This window comes from Paenibacillus hamazuiensis (assembly GCF_023276405.1).
In the GTDB taxonomy this organism is placed as follows: Bacteria; Bacillota; Bacilli; order Paenibacillales; family NBRC-103111; genus Paenibacillus_AF; species Paenibacillus_AF hamazuiensis.
In genome coordinates this window covers 7,634,430-7,653,443 of the sequence record NZ_JALRMO010000001.1, presented here as the reverse complement: position 1 = coordinate 7,653,443, position 19,014 = coordinate 7,634,430, and the positions used below count along the sequence as shown (strand labels likewise).

General features: G+C 53.5%; 16 protein-coding genes, 1 pseudogene and 2 other annotated features (1 of these 19 cut by a window edge). Of the genes and pseudogenes, 2 read left to right on the top strand and 15 right to left on the bottom strand.

Annotation, left to right across the window (positions count from 1 at the left end; genetic code table 11):
• Nucleotides 1–35: 35 nt before the first annotated feature.
• The 7 genes from MYS68_RS33870 to MYS68_RS33840 all read right to left on the bottom strand — a co-directional run bounded on the left by MYS68_RS33870 (nucleotide 36) and on the right by MYS68_RS33840 (nucleotide 8,559).
• Nucleotides 36–2,387 carry a hypothetical protein gene (locus tag MYS68_RS33870; RefSeq protein WP_248929954.1) on the bottom strand — a complete coding sequence of 784 codons (2,352 nt, stop codon included), beginning with the start codon at nucleotides 2,385–2,387 and terminating at the stop codon, nucleotides 36–38.
• 169 nt (nucleotides 2,388–2,556) lie between these two features.
• A complete protein-coding gene (leuB, locus tag MYS68_RS33865; RefSeq protein WP_248929953.1) occupies nucleotides 2,557–3,636 on the bottom strand; it encodes a 3-isopropylmalate dehydrogenase in 1,080 nt (359 codons plus the stop codon).
• Nucleotides 3,637–3,799: 163 nt separating this feature from the next.
• On the bottom strand, nucleotides 3,800–4,492 hold the full coding sequence (locus MYS68_RS33860; RefSeq protein ID WP_248929952.1) for a response regulator transcription factor: 693 nt from the start codon (nucleotides 4,490–4,492) through the stop codon (nucleotides 3,800–3,802).
• A complete protein-coding gene (locus MYS68_RS33855) occupies nucleotides 4,489–6,024 on the bottom strand; it encodes a sensor histidine kinase (protein WP_248929951.1) in 1,536 nt (511 codons plus the stop codon). Before MYS68_RS33855 ends, MYS68_RS33860 begins: the two co-directional genes overlap by 4 nt.
• A gap of 25 nt (nucleotides 6,025–6,049) precedes the next feature.
• The gene (locus MYS68_RS33850) at nucleotides 6,050–6,793 is read right to left on the bottom strand and encodes an ABC transporter permease (protein WP_248929950.1); all 744 of its coding nucleotides are present in this window, start codon (nucleotides 6,791–6,793) and stop codon (nucleotides 6,050–6,052) included.
• Nucleotides 6,765–7,538: an ABC transporter ATP-binding protein gene (locus MYS68_RS33845; RefSeq protein WP_248929949.1), complete on the bottom strand. Its 774-nt coding sequence runs from the start codon at nucleotides 7,536–7,538 to the stop codon at nucleotides 6,765–6,767. Before MYS68_RS33845 ends, MYS68_RS33850 begins: the two co-directional genes overlap by 29 nt.
• 85 nt (nucleotides 7,539–7,623) lie before the next feature.
• Nucleotides 7,624–8,559 (bottom strand): hypothetical protein, encoded by a 936-nt coding sequence (locus MYS68_RS33840; RefSeq protein WP_248929948.1) that lies wholly within the window; start codon nucleotides 8,557–8,559, stop codon nucleotides 7,624–7,626.
• 213 nt (nucleotides 8,560–8,772) lie between these two features.
• Nucleotides 8,773–9,049 (top strand) — a binding site (T-box leader).
• Nucleotides 9,050–9,099: 50 nt separating this feature from the next.
• On the opposite strand from MYS68_RS33840, the gene MYS68_RS33835 reads away from it, so the two are divergent.
• Nucleotides 9,100–10,308 (top strand): aminotransferase-like domain-containing protein, encoded by a 1,209-nt coding sequence (locus MYS68_RS33835; protein WP_248929947.1) that lies wholly within the window; start codon nucleotides 9,100–9,102, stop codon nucleotides 10,306–10,308.
• 361 nt (nucleotides 10,309–10,669) lie between these two features.
• Nucleotides 10,670–11,853: pseudogene (locus MYS68_RS33825) on the top strand (IS3 family transposase).
• A gap of 548 nt (nucleotides 11,854–12,401) precedes the next feature.
• Here the strand turns inward: MYS68_RS33825 and ilvC are convergent.
• From ilvC to infC, 8 genes are all read right to left on the bottom strand, one after another.
• Complete coding sequence (ilvC, locus tag MYS68_RS33820) at nucleotides 12,402–13,394, bottom strand: ketol-acid reductoisomerase (protein ID WP_248929945.1); 993 nt, start codon at nucleotides 13,392–13,394, stop codon at nucleotides 12,402–12,404.
• Between the two features lie 133 nt (nucleotides 13,395–13,527).
• Nucleotides 13,528–14,019, bottom strand: coding sequence for an acetolactate synthase small subunit (gene ilvN, locus MYS68_RS33815; protein WP_248929944.1), 492 nt, complete (start codon nucleotides 14,017–14,019; stop codon nucleotides 13,528–13,530).
• Nucleotides 14,016–15,758, bottom strand: coding sequence for a biosynthetic-type acetolactate synthase large subunit (gene ilvB, locus MYS68_RS33810; RefSeq protein WP_248929943.1), 1,743 nt, complete (start codon nucleotides 15,756–15,758; stop codon nucleotides 14,016–14,018). Before ilvB ends, ilvN begins: the two co-directional genes overlap by 4 nt.
• Before the next feature lie 474 nt (nucleotides 15,759–16,232).
• On the bottom strand, nucleotides 16,233–16,472 hold the full coding sequence (locus MYS68_RS33805) for a hypothetical protein (RefSeq protein WP_248929942.1): 240 nt from the start codon (nucleotides 16,470–16,472) through the stop codon (nucleotides 16,233–16,235).
• A 105-nt stretch (nucleotides 16,473–16,577) separates the two neighbouring features.
• Complete coding sequence (locus tag MYS68_RS33800) at nucleotides 16,578–17,432, bottom strand: sugar phosphate nucleotidyltransferase (protein ID WP_248929941.1); 855 nt, start codon at nucleotides 17,430–17,432, stop codon at nucleotides 16,578–16,580.
• 262 nt (nucleotides 17,433–17,694) lie between these two features.
• Nucleotides 17,695–18,054 carry a 50S ribosomal protein L20 gene (gene rplT, locus MYS68_RS33795; protein WP_248929940.1) on the bottom strand — a complete coding sequence of 120 codons (360 nt, stop codon included), beginning with the start codon at nucleotides 18,052–18,054 and terminating at the stop codon, nucleotides 17,695–17,697.
• A 45-nt stretch (nucleotides 18,055–18,099) separates the two neighbouring features.
• Nucleotides 18,100–18,300: a 50S ribosomal protein L35 gene (gene rpmI / locus MYS68_RS33790; RefSeq protein ID WP_248929939.1), complete on the bottom strand. Its 201-nt coding sequence runs from the start codon at nucleotides 18,298–18,300 to the stop codon at nucleotides 18,100–18,102.
• Between the two features lie 26 nt (nucleotides 18,301–18,326).
• Nucleotides 18,327–18,824, bottom strand: coding sequence for a translation initiation factor IF-3 (gene infC / locus MYS68_RS33785; RefSeq protein WP_248929938.1), 498 nt, complete (start codon nucleotides 18,822–18,824; stop codon nucleotides 18,327–18,329).
• 83 nt (nucleotides 18,825–18,907) lie between these two features.
• Nucleotides 18,908–19,014 (bottom strand) — a sequence feature (ribosomal protein L20 leader region) (it continues 34 nt past the right edge of the window).

Here is a 19,014-nt window from a genome sequence, read left to right as displayed (position 1 = left end):
ATGTTGGCCAGTAATTAATTTTTTTCTTGTGTTATTTAAGTAGTTAAAAGACTATAAGTAATTTTCTTCGTAGCGGTTAATCCACCGGAATCCGTTGCGGTTATCGTAAATTCAGTGTACGTAGTAAATGTTCCTGTGATTTTGATTTGTGCCTCATTAGTACCATTATTTAAAATTTCAGCATGAAGTCCGTTACTGTCTGCCTGGTCAACTGTAAAATAAAGCACATCCTCGGAATCGTCCACAAATAATCCGGTATTTGACCTAAGTGGCAACGTTTCATTAATGGTTGTACCGTAATTTGTAGATGCTGCCCAAGGCCCTCCAGTATAAGCCTGTGGCGCTTTATTGACTTTTAACTGGAACGTTTTTGTCGCCATTTGCCCGGCACTATCAACCCCGTGCACTTCAAAGTCAAAGCTGTTAGATGGCGTACCGGAAAAAGCCAACTTCGCATCCCACGTTTCGTTACCAGGGAAATTGATTAACATATTGGTTGATGATAAAACACTATAGGAATATTTAAGAGGCTCCGTGTCAGTAAAAAAGTCTGTTAAAGAAATGACAGGAAGCTCTGTAGCTCCTTCATTTACTACCACTGTGTAAGTATCCGAAGTAACGGTGGGACGTTTATTTACGTTGAAAATAAAACTTTTAGTCGCTGGCTGATTATCGCTGTCCATAGCTTCTACGGAAAAGCCGAAAGTATTGTACGCGGTACCGGAAAATGTCAACTTCGCATCCCATGTATGGTTATATGAAACATCAGGATAAACAGTGGTAGTCGATGGTACGGATTGTATAGAATAGGTTAAGGGTTCTGTATCTACAAAGAAATCAGTAAGCTTAATCTCCGGAAAAGTGGTATCCCCTTCCTTCACTCCTTGAACCGTATACGTACCTTCAGTGGTGCTTGGGGCCGGATTAGTCACTTCGAACAAAAACCTTTTCGAAACTTTTTGTCCAACGCTGTCGGCCGCCTCCAATTCAAACTCGAAAGTGCTATAAGCTGTGCCGGCAAATACAAGTTTCGTATTCCATGTTCCATTTTCGGAAAAGCTAGGAATAACCGTGCTAGTTGAAGGTAAAGTTTTAACTGAATACGTCAGCGGTTCCGTATCCATAAAAATATCTTTGAGCGAAATCTGAGGAAACGACGTAGCCCCTTTGTTCACCGGGATTATGTAAGTCTCTGACGTAACCATAGGGGGCGGGTTATCCGGGGCAGACCCGTATGGAATATTGAAAGTAATGGTTTTACTTAAGCCGCCGGGGTCGGTTCCCCGTACTGTGAAGCTCACTGGTGCAGTTGGCGTCCCATAAAAGTACACGGACGCGTTGACAGTATTATAATCATTAGTCGATGCATAAACACCGTTACTATACCCTGTACTCGGAAGCAACTCAAAAGTCAACAAATCTCCGTCAGGATCCGTAAATAAAGGAGCAGTACCTGCCACAAGCGGAATCGTAACCGCCGAATTCGGCCCCGGCCAATACACATTATATGTTACGCTCGAAACAGTCGGGGCTTGGTTGACACGATTATCAACCACTGCAACGTCTAAGGTCATGCTGGTGGAGACGCCAACACTATCGGTCACCGTTAAATTAAGCGTAGACGAACCTATTGCCTTAGCCTTATAGGTTAACAGCTTGTGTCCCAAAGCGTCCGAAGTGATAGTATAATCAACAAAAGAGCTTGTTCCTTGAACCGCATATGTAATCGGCAAATCCGCATCCTGAAAATAGTCGTCCAATACCAACGTTTTGATCAAATTGCCCGCCTTGAATTGCTTATAATTATCATTGGTCACGAATATTTGCGCATTGGTGAGCTCGCCTATTTTATCTTGGATGGGCAAAGGAGAATGGCCGTCGCCAACCGGCGGGTGAGATACCAAACCTGTCGGTTTAATCGGCTGGCTGATCATTTGCTCATAGTCCGAATTCATTGTCAAAAAAGGACGGTTAGCCGAAGCGAATTTGACCAGATCGCCGATATCCACCCTGCTGTCGGTTCCCGGATCGATGATACCGACTCTGAAAGTGTCGGATTTCGCATTATCGGAAGTCGTGACAGTAAACGTCGCAAAACCTTGGTTGTAAGGAATTATTTCCAATACTCCGTTTTGGTATTGATAATTCGCCACGTTGGGATTGCTTGAACTTATATTAAAATTACCGGTGTACTGGAATCTCGACGCCAGGTCCTCTACGATACCCTTGTCATTTAATGAAAGATACATATCCGCTATCGGATCACTTGTCGTCGCCTGAGCAAAAGCATCCGTCTGCAGCAGGACCGGGGAGGCCGCCATTAACACGGAAAGCGCTTTGGATAGTTCGCGGACTTTCGATTTTTGCTTCTTAAGTCTCTTTCCCATTCTCCACCTCATGATTAAAGTCTTATCTCCCGAATAGATACATGCAATAATTTTAGCACAGTCGGTCAATACCGGCATGAGTCATTAGTCATTTATGACCATAAAAAACCGCCTTCCGGCGCAGGAAGGCGGTTTTCCGTATCGAAAAATATCGATTTCTGTAAAAATCTTACTTGCGAATCGCGTTTACGATCAACTCGCCCATCGCGGTGGTGCCGATGGCTTTGCTCTTGTCGACCGCGATGTCGCCCGTGCGGTGGCCCGCGTCGAGCACTTCCTTCACGGCGCGTTCGATCGCTTCAGCGGCGTCGTGGTAGCCGAACGTGAGGCGGAACATCAGCGCCACGGACAAAATCGTCGCGATCGGATTCGCGATGCCTTGGCCCGCGATGTCCGGAGCCGAGCCGTGCACCGGCTCATACAAGCCGAACGCGCCTTCGCCGAGCGAAGCGGAGGACAGCATGCCGATCGAGCCGGTCAACATTGCCGCTTCGTCGCTCAAGATGTCGCCGAACATGTTTTCCGTAACGATGACGTCGAAGCTCGACGGACGGCGCAGCAGCTGCATCGCGCAGTTGTCGACGAGCACGTGCTCCAGCTCGACATCCGGATAATCCGGAGCGATCCGGTTGACGGTTTCTCTCCACAGGCGGGACGTTTCCAGCACGTTCGCCTTGTCGACGGAAGCGAGCTTCTTGCGGCGGGTGCGTGCGATTTCAAACGCCTGGCGCACGATGCGCTCGACTTCGCTCACGTTGTACACGCAGGTGTCGACCGCTTCCTGGCCGTTTGCGCCTTCGCGGCGGAACTTCTCACCGAAGTAGATGCCGCCGGTAAGCTCCCGCACGACGATCAGGTCGGTGCCTTCCAGCACTTCCGGCTTCAGCGTCGATGCGTCCTTCAGGCAGTCGAAAATAACCGCCGGGCGAATGTTCGAGAACAGCCCGAGTGCTTTGCGGATGCCGAGCAGGCCGGTTTCCGGACGAAGCTCCTTCGGATTGTTGTCCCATTTCGGTCCGCCTACCGCTCCGAGCAGCACGGCGTCCGCTTTTTTACACATATCGAGCGTTTCCTGCGGCAAAGGAGTTCCCTTCTCATCGATGGCGATGCCGCCGAATAAACCGCTTTCCGTTTCAAAACGGTAGCCGAACACTTCCTCCGTTTTTTTGAGCACTTTCAAAGCTTCCGCAACCACTTCCGGGCCGATGCCGTCGCCCGCGATGACCGCGATTTTTTTCACGTCTGCCATTGTGTTCATTCACTCCTATTACCAAGTATTATATCAGTTGTACCATATTTGACGGCCGATGACAAAGATATAAAATCTATCGTCTTCATAGCTGCTGCCTATAACATGCATAAAATAAGCAAAGCAGGAATAACGGTCCCCCGTCTCTCCTGCTTCTTCCGTTTCACTCCACCCGGAACCGGTACCCGACTCCCCAAATCGTCTCGATATATTGCGGCTTCGACGGGTCGGGTTCGATTTTCTCGCGCAGCTTGCTCACGTGAACCGTTACCGTAGCGATATCGCCGAGCGAATCGTAGCCCCATATTTTCAAAAACAGCTCATCCTTCGTAAACACGCGGTTCGGGTGATTGACGAAAAACAACAGCAAATCGTATTCCTTGCTCGTCAACGCCACTTCCGCTTCGTTAACGTAGACGCGATGCGACAGCTTGTCGATGCGCAGCGCCCGCAGCCGCACCTCGTCCGTGTTCCTTGCGGCGCTACCGGTCAGCCGCTCGTAGCGGGCCAAATGCGCCTTCACCCTCGCCACCAGCTCCCCGAGGCTGAACGGCTTGATGATGTAATCGTCCGCACCGAGGCCGAGGCCGCGGATTTTATCGACCTCTTCCTTGCGCGCGGATACCATCAGAATCGGCAAATTGCTCGTCTCCCGCACCTTGCGGCAAATTTCGTAGCCGTCCTTGCCCGGCAGCATCAGATCGAGAATCATCAGGTCATAGCCGTCCTGCAGAGCCATCTCCAGCCCGACATCTCCGCTGTCCGCCACATCGACGGCATACCCGGCCGCTTCCAAATAATCCTTCTGCACTTCGGAAATAACGGCATCGTCTTCTATCACAAGTATGCGCTTCATGCAATTGTTCCTCCTTGAACCGGTTCTGCCGCGGATGCTTTAGGCAGGGTAAAGATGACGGTCGTGCCGGAGCCGGGTACGCTTTCCGCCCATACCCGGCCGCCGTGCCCCTCGATGATTTGCTTCACGATGGAAAGCCCGAGTCCGCTGCCGCCGGCTCCCGTGCTGCGCCACGATTCCGCCCGGTAAAACCGGTCGAAAATATGCGGAAGCGCATCCGGCTCAATGCCGGTGCCGTTGTCGGCGATGCGGACAAGCGCATCCTTCCCTTGTTCGGAGAGCGTGAACTCAATCGTTTTGCGTTCTTTATCCATGTATTTCAGACTGTTGTCGACGATGTTCTGAATGACCCGGCGCAGCTTCTCCCAGTCGGCGGAAACGGTCATTTCCGGGCCGTTTTCATTGCGCAGCGATACCGATATGCCGGACAGCTGCGGATCGTGGCTCAGATCCTCGACACAATCCTGTAAATACGCGGTTAAATTCATTTTTTCGAGATGAAAAGGAACTCTGCCCAGATCGAGCTTGGAAAACAGGAACAGCTCGTCGATCTGCTTATCCATATCCGAAGCTTTTTTGTGGATCATCCGCACGTATTTGTCGCGTTTCTCCGGCGTATCCGCAATCCCGTCGGCCATCCCCTCCGCGCAGGCCTTGATCGCCGTGATCGGCGTTTTCAGGTCGTGGGAAATGTTCGCCAGGAGCTCCTTCCGGTTATCTTCATATTGAAGCTGCAGCGCAATCGACTGTTTCAGCCGGACGCGCATCTCTTCGAACGTGCTGCCGAGCTGACCGATCTCATCTTTGCGGACGACCGTCACCGGATGATCGAGGTTGCCGTCCTTGATCTGCTCCGCAGCTTCCTTCAGCGCGTATAAAGGCTTGATGATGCTGCGGGACACAAGAAAGGTTAGCAGCCCGTTCGTCACCACCAGCACAAGCAAAAGCGTGATCGCCACGAGCGGAATGAATTTCGGCAGCAGCTTGTAAAAAGGGCTTACATCGCTAACCATGACGATCGAACCGCTGCTGCTGTCGCGAAACGTAAACTGCTCATCGGTGACCATGTAGCTGTCGCCGTTGATCTTGACCACCGTATCTCCGTCCATGCGGTGGCCCGCATCGGAACGGCCTGAATCGGTCTGCGCCTGCAGGTCGGCCAAACCTTTTTCCAGCAGCCACGTGGAGACGAATACGGATTCGCCCTGCTTGCGTACAATCAGTCCCGCCTTCATCGGGCCAAGCTTAGCATCCATATCCCGCAAAAAAGCGGTGTCTCCGAGCCGGTCCGGATCGTTTTTCGCCAAAAAACGAAAGCCTGTCATCAATTCCTCGCGGGCTTGCGTCTTATCGTGGATCGTTTCCATCGCCTGCTTGTAGCTTCTCTGCAAATCTCCGCCGTAATAATCGGCAATGCCCGCCACATCTTTCATGAAAAAATGCAACAGCAGCATCAACGATAAGGCAAACAAGCAAAACGGTATGATAACCATCGCAAAATTGGATATGATCAGCTTCGTTCGTATGGACATGGCGTCGATCCTCCGGGACTAACCTCTATAATGCTTGTTTCTCAAACAAATAGGAACCTGTCGTATACCCTATTATACCGCCGGACAGCAGAAATACGAATACTTGAGCCAGCTTTCCTGCGGATACGGCGCTGCCGATCCACAGCGTATGCCAGTCCGTATACGAAAAAACCGACCAAACCGCCGCCTGAGGCCATACGAACGGCAGCACCTTAGCTGCGACGAACAGCACGACGCAGCAGGCGAGCACCGGCGTGGTGCTGCGGAACAACTGCGCGATTGCCGCCGCGATCGCGCTCATCGACAGAAGCGCCACGAAAGCCGCCGAGTAAGCCTGCAGGTTGTCGGCCAGCCCTCTCAGGGTAGCGTCTGCATTAAGCAGAAGTCCGGTCAAGGTGGAGACCATCCACAGAATGCCGACAAGCAGCGCCATGTATAAGGCGATGGCACCCATTTTGGCGGCGAACAGCTTCCACCTGGCGACAGGCCTTAGCAGCAGCGTTTTGACCGTGCGGGCGGCATGCTCGCCGGTAAACGTTTCCGCCACCGCCGTGAACAGAAAGAGCGGCAGCAGCGTGGCGGCGAACAGGTTCAGCATCCACAGCGGAAAATCCCGCCCCAGGTCGATGCCGACGCTTACTCTCAAGCCATCCAGTGCGAGCGCCGCGATGATCGGGACTGCAATCGTGACGATTGCAGCAAACTTCGCGCGCCTTTGGCGCAGCAGCTTCTCGGCTTCATTAACCGTGCTGGCGTACAGTCTCTGCATGGTCTCCCTCCTTTCCCTGCTGCACTGCCGACATATATATTTGCTCGAACCCGCTCGCTATGCCCGTTTCCGCGCCGGCATGGCGCGATGGCGACATCTCACCCTCCCGGATCATCCTGCCGCCGGCCATAATTCCGTAGCGCGTGCAGATTCTCTCCATCTCCTGCAGCATATGGCTGGACAGCAGGAACGTGGTCCCCTGCTCTCCGGCGAGACGTACGATCAGATTGCGCATGCCGACCGTTCCTTCGATATCGAGGCCGTTCGTCGGCTCATCGAGAATGACGAGCTCCGGCCCGGGAAGCAGAGCGGCGGCGAGAGCGAGCCGCTGCTTCATGCCGAGCGAGTACACCCCGGCCGGTTCGTGTCGGAACGGCTCGAGACCGACCCATTCAAGCACTTCGTCGATTCGGGATGGCGGAAGCGCGGGATGCAGCCTTAAGATCAGCCGCAAATTTTGATACGCCGTCAAGTGAGCATACACCTCCGCCCCTTCCACCACGATGCCGACGCGCTCCATCGCCTGCTCGAACCGCTCGTGCGGATCCAGACCGAACAGGCGGACTTCGCCGCGGTCCGCCGGGCACAGCCCGGCGATCGTTTTCAGCACCGTCGTTTTGCCTGCTCCGTTCGGGCCGAACAACCCGTATATATCGCCGCGCCGCACCTCGAAGCCGATCCCTTCGATTCCCCGTCCGTTTCGGTACTTTTTCGTCAGCTGACTCACTTGCAAAATCGGCTCCATTCGCCGCACTCCCTTCCTGTCTCGGGCCGCCGTCTTACCGAACGGTCGGCCTCTCTCTAAGCCGTGATTGGACTCTGCTTATCTTTTAGCTGCCGCTGCCGTCGCGATGCATCCAAGGTCCCTTGCCTTTTCCCTCGTGCTTGATCGTCTCTACCTTTTTGCCGGTGAGGTCTACCGTAGCCGGAACGGTTTCGTTCACGCCGTTCAAATCGACATCTACCGACAAAGTAACTTCATGCTGCACGCCTGCGGCGTCTTTGCCGGTCACCGTCACGCGGGCGGATTCCGCATCGATGTAACGGTTCGCGTCGACTGTCGCATCGATGAGCACTTCCTTGACATGGATATCGTCCTTCAGCTGCGGGAAATTCGGCTTGAAATCCGCACCGAAAAACGGGTTCGCATCGGCATGATATCCTTGCTCATCCATCCGGTCCATATGCGCCCCATGCATCTTCACAGCGAGTGAACCGATCGCATCGATCACCGCCGGCACTTGACCGTCCGTCATATGCAGCGACAGCTGCGTGCCTCCGCCCGCCTGCGTCTGCTGCGTTACCTGGCTGCGCAGGTTCCCTACCAGCGCATCGACTACCTTTTCCGCCGCTGCGGAAAACTCTTCATGATCCGCGCTATTATGGAACTGTTCCTTGTCCGGCCCTGCACCCTCGATCACCTTGTATACATCGCTGTCGCTCGTTTTCAAAATCATTTTGCCGTCCTGATGATAAACGTTCATCGCGCGCGTTACGCTGCCGCTGACTGCCGTTACGTCCGCGCTGGCGTCGGCCGTCTTGTGGTTCGCCTTAAATTGCGAGTTCACCTGCATCAGCTGCGTCCCGTTGTCGGCGAGCGTCACCGTGACTTTGCCCCCGATGCTCTCCGCCGTTTTCGTATGCTTCCACGCATCCTTAAACACATCATAACCGCTGCTGTCCGCCATTGCCGACAGCCCGCTCGCCGCCATCATCACCACGCCGACACCGACTGCCGTTCCCATGATCCACCATTTTTTCGCCATTGCCCATTCCTCCCGAATGTTCTTTTATAATTTGGAGAAGTCCGCGGCGGAACCGCCGCCCGCTTCCTCTACATTCATCGTAACCTTCAAGCCTAAAGCGGTTCTAAACCATTTCTAAAAAAAGTATAAAATCGCTCCTATCGCGCGAAACGATTTACCTGCGGTTTCTTCTTGACTTCAAACAAGCATGGGAGTAAAATAATCGCAAAACACGGAAATACGATGACGAGAAAAAGTACGCATGTGCCTGTTCCGCCAGAGAGCCGGGGTTGCTGAAAGCCGGTGTGCAGGGCATCGCCGAAAGTCCTCTCCGAGCTGCGGGCTGAACTGCCAAGTAAGCTTCGCCGGTTGTCCGCCGTTACCGGAACGCGCATTGCCAGATGCGCAGCAGAGTGCCGAATGAGGCGTGCCGATGGATGGCTGATTGCAGCCAATAGGTCGTCTTAACGGAATCAGGGTGGTATCACGGGTATAACGACTCGTCCCTTGCGGGGGACGGGTCTTTTTTAATTTTTTATACAAAAAGGAGCCGTTCATATTATGGAATACCGTTTCTCTCATATGATCAACAGCTTTAAATCTTCGGCCGTTCGTGAAATTTTAAAATTAACGCAGGGCAAGTCGATCATTTCGTTGGCCGGCGGGCTGCCGGCCGAGGAGCATTTCCCGCTGGATGCCGTGCGCGATGCGTTTAACCGCGTGCTCGATCAAGGCAAAGGCGTGCTGCAGTACGGGCTGACTGAGGGGTATACCCCGCTTCGCGAAGACTTGTGCCAGCACCTCGCCCGCAAAGGAATGAACGTGACGCCGGATGACATGCTCATCACGACCGGCTCGCAGCAGGCGATCGACCTGCTCACCCGCGTCTACCTCGATCCGGGCGACGTCGTCCTCGTGGAAAAACCGACCTACCTCGCGGCCATTCAAGTGTTCAATTCGCGCGACGCCCGCCTCGTTTCGGTCGAAGGCGATGCCGACGGCATCGATCTGGACGACCTGAAGCGGAAAGTGGAGCAGCATAAGCCCAAGCTCCTCTACGTAATCCCGACGTTCTCCAACCCGGCCGGCAAAGCGTGGAGTCTGGAACGCCGCAAAGGCGTGCTCGATATTTGCAAAAAGAACAACGTGCTCATTCTCGAGGACGACCCGTACGGCGAATTGAAATTCGGCGAAGACACGCATTATCCGTCGATTTTTTCGCTGGACGAACATCCGAAAGGCTCCTGCGTCGTTTATACGAGCACGTTCTCGAAGGTGGTGGCCCCCGCGCTGCGCACCGGATGGGTTGTCGGTGACCCGGAGGTGATCCGCCACATGACGCGGGCCAAGCAAGCGGCGGACCTGCACTCCAGCACGATGGACCAGCAGGCGCTGCACCAGCTGTTCCTGCATTTTGACCTGTACGCTCATATCGCCACCATCCGCCGCGAATACGAGCAGCGCAAAAACCACATGATCTCCCTGATGAAGCAGCAAAACTGGGAAGGTGTCACATGGCTGGAGCCGAAAGGCGGCATGTTCGTCTGGGTGGAGCTGCCGGAGCATATCCAGGCCGAGCATATGCTCAAATATGCGGTGGAAGAAGGCGTCGCCTTCGTGCCGGGCTTCGCCTTCTACGCCACGGAGCCGAAGCACAACACAATGCGCCTCAACTTCACGCATACCGACAACGAGCAAATGCGCATCGGCATCGACCGGCTGTCCAGAGCCATGGACAAAGTCAAAGCCGAAGCCGCTTCGGCAAGGTAACAAACCGCTTACCGGTGCAGGTACGATAAGCCGCCTAAGGGCCGTAAGTGCAGGAACAAGCTTGGCACCTTGGGTGGCGCGTCTGTACTGTTCCTAATTGCTGCTTTAATATGTACTCCCGGCGGACATTTCCGAAGGGGATGGCTTGGTTTCTTGGATAAGCTTAAAAACTTGGTTTATCTGCTTCAATTCGCTCCCTTTTCACGGCGATAAGCGTAAAAGGTTGGTTTATTCCGTCGCTCTCCGGCGTAAATGCTGCTTTTGAATAACGATAATACAAAAAATGCAGCTAGAATAAAAAGTGGACACGACGTTAGGTGGATCCTAATAATAGACTTAACGAATAAAGAGGTGTCCGCAAATGGGAGAGCAACGACAGCGTTACAATGAAGAATTTAAAAAACAGACGGTAAAGTACGTTCAAGAGCAGACAAAGACGGTGCCGGAAATAGCCGCGGAATTGAACATTCCAGCAGGAACGATTCACAATTGGCTGGCCCAGTACCGGTCATTCGAAAATGAACCACTGGCCACCCCAGAGAAGCTCCGCCAGATGAAAGAAGAGCTGGAGGCCAAAGACCGAGCAAATAAGCAAAAGGATCGGGAAATTGCCGATTTGCAAGAAGAGCTGGCCATTCTAAAAAAGGCGCTGCACATCTTCAGCAAGGAAAAGAACTAAGGTTCCAATTCATCGAAGATCATCGCTCCGAGTTTCGAGTGGAGAAGATGTGCAAAGTGTTGCAAGTGTCCAGGAGCGGCTTTTACAAATGGCAGAAAACCATGCCCAGTGATCAGAACCGGCGTAAGGGTCGGATACTGGAACGGATTGCTTACCATTTTCACGATGCTAAAGGACGGTATGGTAGCCCTAAAATCACCCGCATGCTATGGGCAGAAGGCATTCAGATTTCAGAGCGTACAGTCAGCATCTACATGAAAGAGCTGGGGTTGCGTTCGTGCGTTTCCCGCAAGTTCAAAGTACAAACAACCGACTCGAATCATGACCAACCGATTGCTCCGAACAAACTCAACCAGAAATTTGCTACGAAAAAACCAGGGAGAGTCTGGGTGGCGGATATTACCTACATTCCCTGCCGGGAAGGGCGGCTATATCTTGCCAGTGTTATGGACTTGTGCACACGTGAGATCGTGGGCTGGCGCCTCTACGACCGGATGAGCACGGACTTAGTTGTAGACGCTTTGGAAGCTGCGTACGAAGCGAAGAGGCCAAGGAAAGGGCTTCTCCACCATTCTGATCGCGGCTCCCAGTATGCTTCGAAAGAATACCGGGACAAGCTGAAGGCTTACTCGATGAAAGCGAGCATGAGCCGTAAAGGAAACTGTTATGACAATGCCTGTATCGAGGCGTTTCATAGCGTCCTGAAGAAAGAGCTAATCTATTGTTCGAGGTTCAAAACGAAGCAGCAGGCCTATGAGGCCATTTTCCGCTACATTGAATTTTTCTACAACCGTAAACGAATCCACAGCGCAATCGGCTATTTATCACCGGTTCAATTTGCTGCGCGGTTTAAGAACGCTGCTTAAACTTTCACTTAGCGATGTGTCTACTTTCTTGACAGAGGTCCAAAAATGCGTTTATTCAACCCGTTTACGGCGCTGCAAGATTAAATTATACAAACCTTTGCGCTTATTTGACCGGTTTGGCCGGTGTTTATCGGTTTCGGCTGGTTGGCCGGTATTGGCCAGTTTTTGCTGGTCTTGACCGGTTTTGACTGGTTTTGGCCGGTGTAGACAGGTGTTAACGGGTTTTGACCGATTTTCTCCGGCCGAAAATCGTATGCTGCGACTGCGCACCCTGGCCTCAGCAGCAACGCGCACCGCACCGACTGACCGCATCGCTCGCCACCGCCCGTTTGACGTTGCAGCGTGTACTCAGACTCGTAACATCCATCGCCGCATAACAAAACACCCCGCACGAGCCGGCCGGCCTGGTCCAACCAGGCAAACCCGAGCTTGTGCGGGGTGTTCTTATTTCCAGTATCAGATCATCGTCACGTTATCGCGACTGCTGCGGCCCGGCGTCTTGCGCTTCTCAATCAGGCCGTTGCCCGCATCGATCATATGTCTGAAGTTTACTTCTTAATCCAGTGCATCAGTTCGCGAAGCTGACGGCCGGTTACCTCAATCGGATGCTCTGCTTCCGCACGGCGGGTAGCTGTCAGGAAGGCGCGGTTCGATTGGTTTTCCAAGATGAAGTCGCGGGCGAACTTGCCTTGCTGGATGTCGGTCAGTACGCGCTTCATTTCTTTCTTCGTCTCTTCGGTTACGATGCGAGGCCCTGTCACATAGTCGCCGTACTCCGCCGTGTTGGAGATGGAGTGGCGCATGGAAGCAAGTCCGCCTTCGTACATCAGGTCAACGATCAGCTTCAGCTCGTGCAAGCACTCGAAGTAAGCCATTTCCGGAGCGTAGCCCGCTTCAACGAGCGTTTCGAAGCCTGCTTTAACGAGCGCGGAAGTACCGCCGCAAAGCACGGCTTGCTCGCCGAACAGGTCGGTTTCGGTTTCTTCGCGGAAGCTTGTCTCGATAACGCCGGCACGCGTACAGCCGATACCTTTCGCATAAGCCAAACCGATTTGCGTCGCTTTGCCTGTAGCGTCCTGGTGTACGGCGATGAGTCCCGGTACGCCGAAGCCTTCAACGTATACGCGGCGAACCATGTGGCCCGGGGATTTCGGAGCTACGAGCAATACGTCCTTGTCCGCGGAAGGAACGATTTGGCCGAAATGCACGTTAAAGCCGTGGGAGAACATGATCGTTGCGCCGCTTTTCACGTTCGGCTCGATTTCTTCTTTGTATACTTTCGCTTGAGTCTCATCCGGCATCAAAATTTGCACAACATCGGCGCGAGCCGCTGCTTCTGCTACGGACAATACTTCAAAGCCGTCGTTTTTCGCTTGCTCGAAGGACTTGCCTTGGCGAAGACCGATGATGACGCTGAGTCCGCTGTCGCGAAGGTTTTGCGCTTGCGCATGGCCTTGGCTTCCGTAACCGATGATCGCGATCGTTTTACCTTTAAGTACGCTTAAGTCTGCATCTTTTTCATAGTACATTTTTACTGCCATGGGTATAAATCCTCCTTTAATTTAAAAACCCTGTGAGTGGGCGTTTAAACCTACTACCCTGATCGCCGGTAATCGGCTTAAACCCCCACTCACGGGGCGTTTTTTTTATTTGGTTTGACTTTAGTTCCGGTTGTTACTTCACGCTGCCGCGGATCATCGCGGTGACGCCGGTGCGGGACAGCTCGCGGATGCCGTAAGGCTTCAGCAGCTCGACCATCGCGTCGATCTTATCGGAGTCGCCGACGACCTGAACGATCAGCGACGACGGGCCGATGTCGACGACCGCCGCGCGGAACGTCTCGACGACGCCGAGAATTTCCGGGCGGGCGCTCGGCTCCGCATTGACCTTGATGAGCGCCAGCTCGCGCGCCACCATCGGGTTGGAGCTGAGGTCGACGACCTTGATCACGTCGATCAGCTTATACAGCTGCTTCGACACCTGCTCGAGCGTCTTGTCGTCACCCGTCGTGACGATGACCATACGCGAGAGGCCCGGCTCTTCGGATTCTCCGACCGTAATGCTGTCGATATTGAAGCCGCGGCGGCCGAACAGGCCGGATACGCGCTGCAGGACGCCGGGCTGGTTGTTTACGAGTACCGAAACGGTGTGTCTTTGGATGCTCATTCGGAATCCCCCATTATCATTTCATCTAATGTCGAACCTTGGGTAACCATCGGATAGACGTTCTCTCCTTTACGGACCACAAATTCGACAAGTACGGGACCTGGGGTATCGAGAGCTTCGCGCCAAACTTTGTGCGCTTCTTCCTTGTTCGTCGCACGCAGGCCTTTGACGCCGTAGGCTTCGGCCAATTTGACGAAATCCGGGCTGCCGGCGAGATCGATATGGCTGTAGCGGTTATCGTAGATGATTTCCTGCCATTGACGGACCATACCGAGCACCTGGTTGTTGATGACGACGATTTTTACCGGAATGTTGTTGATCGCACAAACCGCCAGCTCCTGCGAGCACATCTGCATGCCGCCGTCGCCGTTGATCGATACGACGGTGCGGTCCGGATGCGCCATTTGCGCGCCGATCGCCGACGGGAAGCCGAAGCCCATCGTGCCGAGACCGCCCGAGGTGATCATGGAGCGCGGGTGATTGAACTTGTAGTACTGCGCCGCCCACATTTGGTGCTGGCCTACGTCGGTCGTCACGATCGCTTCGCCTCTGGTTGTTTCGTTGATCATCTCGATCACGTATTGCGGCTTCAGTTCCGTGTCCGAATCCTTGTAGCGAAGCGGCTTGTTCTTCACATTCTCCTTCACCGTTTCGATCCACGCCTCGGATTTGGCCGGCTTCGCCTTTTGGTTGGCGAGCTGCAGCACGTTCTTCACGTCGCCTACGCAAGGAATGGCGGTCTCGATGATTTTGCCGATTTCCGCCGGGTCGACATCGATGTGTACGATCTTTTTCGCTTGCGGTGCAAAACCTTTCACCTTCATCGTCACACGGTCGTCGAAGCGGGCGCCGATGCTGATGAGCAGATCGCAGCTTTGCAGCGCCATGTTGGCCGCATACGTTCCGTGCATGCCCGGCATGCCCATCCACAGCTCATGCGAGCTCGGGAAACCGCCGAGGCCGAGCAGCGTCGTCGTGACCGGAATGCGAGTTTTCTCGACGAATTCGAGCAGCTCCGCGGATGCGTCCGCCGCAACAACCCCGCCGCCGGCGATGATGACCGGGCGCTCGGATTCCGCGATCGCCTCAAGCATTTTCTCCACCTGCAGCTTGTTCGGCATCACCGTCGGATTGTAACCGCGAATATTGACCGTTTCCGGGTAGTGGAATTCGCAGGTCGCGTTGGATACGTCCTTCGGAATGTCGATCAGCACCGGACCTTTGCGGCCCGTATTGGCAATGTGGAACGCCTCTTTGATGACACGCGGCAGATCTTTAACGTCTCTGACCAGGTAGCTATGCTTTGTAATCGGCATCGTGATGCCGGTAATATCCGCTTCTTGGAATGCATCCGTACCGATCACCGTGGTCGCTACGTTGCCTGTAATGACGACGAGAGGGACGGAATCCATGTAGGCTGTCGCGATACCTGTGACCAGATTCGTCGCCCCCGGTCCCGACGTAGCGATACAAACACCGACTTTGCCGGTCGAACGGGCATACCCGTCGGCGGCATGGATCGCACCTTGCTCATGACGTGTGAGCAGGTGGTTAAAGTCCGGATTTCCGTGCATCGCATCGTAGATGTACAGCACGGCTCCGCCCGGGTAACCGAAGACGCAGTCCACACCCTCCAGCAATAAGCTTCTCAGCAGTATTTCAGAACCTGTGATGACGTCCGGCTTCAGCAGCTCCGCACGGAGCTGTTCCTTCGACTTTTCCGTAGTTTGTACGTTCATGTGTGCTCCTCCTCTCAAAAAATAGGTCAATCTAAGCTAAAAAACCCCTCTCGTCCTGAACGCGAATAACGCGTCAGCAGGGACGAAAGGGGTTTATCTTCCGTGGTACCACCCAAGGTTTGCCGCATGTCTCGCGACACACAGCCTCAACAGGATACGAGGCACATCCAAAATATGCCGTCATACCTTGGCACGGTAACGTGTGCCATTCCGATTTCCCCTACTAGCCATGCCTTCCATGGACAGACATGCTTTTCAGGAAAACAGCTCCGAGGTGAGCTCGTACATAAGGGATTAATGGCTTTGGTTTCAGCAATTCCGCCGCTCTCTGGACATAAGGGCCCTTATAACTTCGTCCTCATCATAGCCGATAACTGTAGTTGTTTATCATTACGGTTAATTATATGCGTGTTCGGACCAATAGTCAAGACCCAGCGTCTTCGCAGGCCTGGTCACGATCCCCGGTGCTCCGTTTCAGTTACTCCCCAATCGCCAGATTTCCGCCTTTTCCAGCTGCTCATCTTCCCTCTGCGTCTCTTCGATGCGGCCCATAAGTTCGGAACGCTCTGCCGCCTGCCTTTGGGTCTGATCCGCGCGATCCTGCCGGTATAACATCAGCTCGTGTTCCAAGGATTGGATGATCGCCTCCACTTCCTTGGGTTCATACCCGAATAACGACATTCTCTCCTTATTGTTAACGTTTCTCGATTCCATCCCCATACCTCATTCTCATTTTAAATGTATAGACTGTTTGTCCTCGTGTTCCGGAAGCCGGCGCAGCGCTTCTTTTAAGAATCCCTTCTTGATTGGCGGCTGTAATCAAATCGGACCCATGACGACGGGACCTATCGTTTGGGAACGCATGACTCCGGTCGGTGAACCCCAAATCCCGAGGTCTTTCCACGTCCCGTCGTAAACGAGGGAGACCAGACGCCGTTCCTTCTCGACTACCGCATAGCTGAAGCTCATCTTCGCCATAGTGGAGTAGACCTGCAAAAGCTCCCCGTAAGAGACAGGCAGGCTCAAGCTCTCCAGCCGCTCCAGTACATATCGCGCTTGAAAGCAAAACACTCCGCAGTTCCACATCGATCCCGCGGAGATTAACGACTCCGCTTCATCTTTTGACGGCTTTTCTCGAAATCGGCTTACTTCCACCATGTGCTCCGGCTGAGACCGGGACGGTTTCGACTCCGGAACCAGGTACCCGTATTTATCCGACGGATGCGTCGGTTTGACGCCCAATAGCCCGAGCCGGGCCCCGGAGCGCTTCACCGCTTCCGGAAGCTGGAACACCGTCTCATAAAATGGTTCGTCCGCCATACCGTCTACAGGCAGCACCAGAACCGTCTCATCCGGATGAAGTCCCCGACGCGAATGCAAATAAGCGACAGCCAGCAGAACAGCCGGGAAAGTATCTCTTTGGGCCGGCTCCAGTACAAGATCGACTCCGTTGCCGAGTTGTTCAAATATCGTTTCTCGCTGGTTCGCTTCCGTTACAATGACCGTATATTTATGGAGGCAGCGTTTTACCAGCTGCCTCCATATCCTCTGCAGCATGGAAGCCGGCTTCCCGCTTTCGTCGGTCAGCGGCTGAAGCGGGTGCTTGGGGCGATTATCGCTGGACATCGGCCATAACCGGTTTCCCGATCCGCAGGAAAGTAAAATAATTTTCACTTTAATTCCCTTCTTTCGGGTCAAGCTTGAAGCATCTAAGGTTTCCCATTGTTCCTCGGCTTTCGGAGGTCTTCCCAATATTGCCGGTATTACTTCGAATTTTTCATATAGGCCAATAGTACCATAGCGCACTGAACAAAAATTGAACAATGTTCCAATACTTCAAGGACGATCTTCTTCGCCGAAATCGTTTGGTGCAAAAAAATAAGCTGCACTTCCAAGCAACCGGGTTGCTTGAAGGTGCAGCTTATGCCGCTTCTTATTACGCGTTTACTTTTTGCTTGGCTGCGTCAGCCAGAGCCGCAAAACCTTTTGCGTCGTTGACAGCGAGGTCAGCGAGCATTTTGCGGTTTACGTCGATGCCGGCCAGCTTGAGGCCGTGCATCAGCTTGCTGTAGGACAAGCCGTTGATGCGGGCAGCCGCGTTGATGCGCACGATCCACAGCTTGCGGAAGTCGCGCTTCCGTTGACGGCGGTCACGGTATGCGTAAAGCAAGGATTTCATCACTTGCTCTTTTGCAGTTTTAAATAATCTATGTTTGGAACCGAAGTAACCTTTTGCGAGCTTCAAAATTTTCTTGCGACGAGCTGCGCGGATCGTACCGCCTTTCACTCTTGCCATGATGATCTACCTCCGTAAATGATTTATTCTGTCCGAAACGGGAAATTACTTGATGTTGGCGAGCTGCTGCTTCAGGCGTCTTACATCGCCGGGAGCCATAACCGGGTTCGTGCCGAGCACGCGCTTTTGACGGCCGGATTTGCCGGACAACAGGTGGTTTTTGTAAGCTTTGTAGCGTTTTACTTTACCGGTTCCTGTTATTTTGAAGCGGCCTTTCAGGCTGCTGTGGGTTTTCATTTTAGGCATCGCAATGTCCTCCTTAAGATTGTGATTTACTGTGCTTTCGGTGCCAAAATCATGATCATGCTGCGGCCCTCAAGCTTCGGCCGGCGCTCGACGATCGAGAGGTCCTCGACCTCGGCGGCCACGCGCTCCAGCACCTTCTGGCCGATGTCCGCATGGGCGATTTCGCGGCCGCGGAAGCGGACGCTCATCTTCACCTTGTCCCCGTCCTTGAGAAACTTGATGACGTTGCGCAGCTTCGTTTGGAAGTCGTGCTCGTCGATCGTGGCGCTGAAGCGAACTTCCTTGAGCTCCACGATTTTTTGATTTTTGCGCGCTTCCTTTTCTTTCTTCTGCATTTCGTAGCGGTATTTGCCGTAATCCATGATGCGGCAAACCGGCGGCTTGGCCGTAGGGGCTACATTCACCAGGTCGAGCCCTGCGTCCTGCGCAATTTGCAGCGCCTCGCGAAACGGTTTAATGCCGAGCTGATCCCCATTAGACCCGATCAGACGAACTTCCTTCGCCCGAATCTCCTCGTTAATCAAATGCTCTGTGCTAATAACGTGCCACCTCCAAGGGTTTTTACCGATTGTCCTAAGTAGGATACGACCGCACAAAACGCGTTTTTGGGCACAAAAAAATGCGGGCGTATGACACACGCCCACATTCGTTATTCATGACATGACAGTACCCTGCATGAATTCATTGTGCTCACGAAACCAGCCAACAATGTCG

Bases quoted from the DNA above. Each gene is read 5' to 3' on its own strand.
- MYS68_RS33850 (WP_248929950.1), bottom strand. From the start codon at position 6,793: ATGCAGAGACTGTACGCCAGCACGGTTAATGAAGCCGAGAAGCTGCTG.
- MYS68_RS33855 (WP_248929951.1), bottom strand. From the start codon at position 6,024: ATGTCCATACGAACGAAGCTGATCATATCCAATTTTGCGATGGTTATC.
- ilvB (WP_248929943.1), bottom strand. From the start codon at position 15,758: ATGAACGTACAAACTACGGAAAAGTCGAAGGAACAGCTCCGTGCGGAG.
- leuB (WP_248929953.1), bottom strand. From the start codon at position 3,636: ATGGCAGACGTGAAAAAAATCGCGGTCATCGCGGGCGACGGCATCGGC.
- MYS68_RS33870 (WP_248929954.1), bottom strand. From the start codon at position 2,387: ATGGGAAAGAGACTTAAGAAGCAAAAATCGAAAGTCCGCGAACTATCC.
- MYS68_RS33860 (WP_248929952.1), bottom strand. From the start codon at position 4,492: ATGAAGCGCATACTTGTGATAGAAGACGATGCCGTTATTTCCGAAGTG.
- MYS68_RS33835 (WP_248929947.1), top strand. From the start codon at position 9,100: ATGGAATACCGTTTCTCTCATATGATCAACAGCTTTAAATCTTCGGCC.
- MYS68_RS33845 (WP_248929949.1), bottom strand. From the start codon at position 7,538: ATGGAGCCGATTTTGCAAGTGAGTCAGCTGACGAAAAAGTACCGAAAC.
- MYS68_RS33805 (WP_248929942.1), bottom strand. From the start codon at position 16,472: ATGGAATCGAGAAACGTTAACAATAAGGAGAGAATGTCGTTATTCGGG.
- ilvN (WP_248929944.1), bottom strand. From the start codon at position 14,019: ATGAGCATCCAAAGACACACCGTTTCGGTACTCGTAAACAACCAGCCC.
- rpmI (WP_248929939.1), bottom strand. From the start codon at position 18,300: ATGCCTAAAATGAAAACCCACAGCAGCCTGAAAGGCCGCTTCAAAATA.
- MYS68_RS33840 (WP_248929948.1), bottom strand. From the start codon at position 8,559: ATGGCGAAAAAATGGTGGATCATGGGAACGGCAGTCGGTGTCGGCGTG.
- rplT (WP_248929940.1), bottom strand. From the start codon at position 18,054: ATGGCAAGAGTGAAAGGCGGTACGATCCGCGCAGCTCGTCGCAAGAAA.
- ilvC (WP_248929945.1), bottom strand. From the start codon at position 13,394: ATGGCAGTAAAAATGTACTATGAAAAAGATGCAGACTTAAGCGTACTT.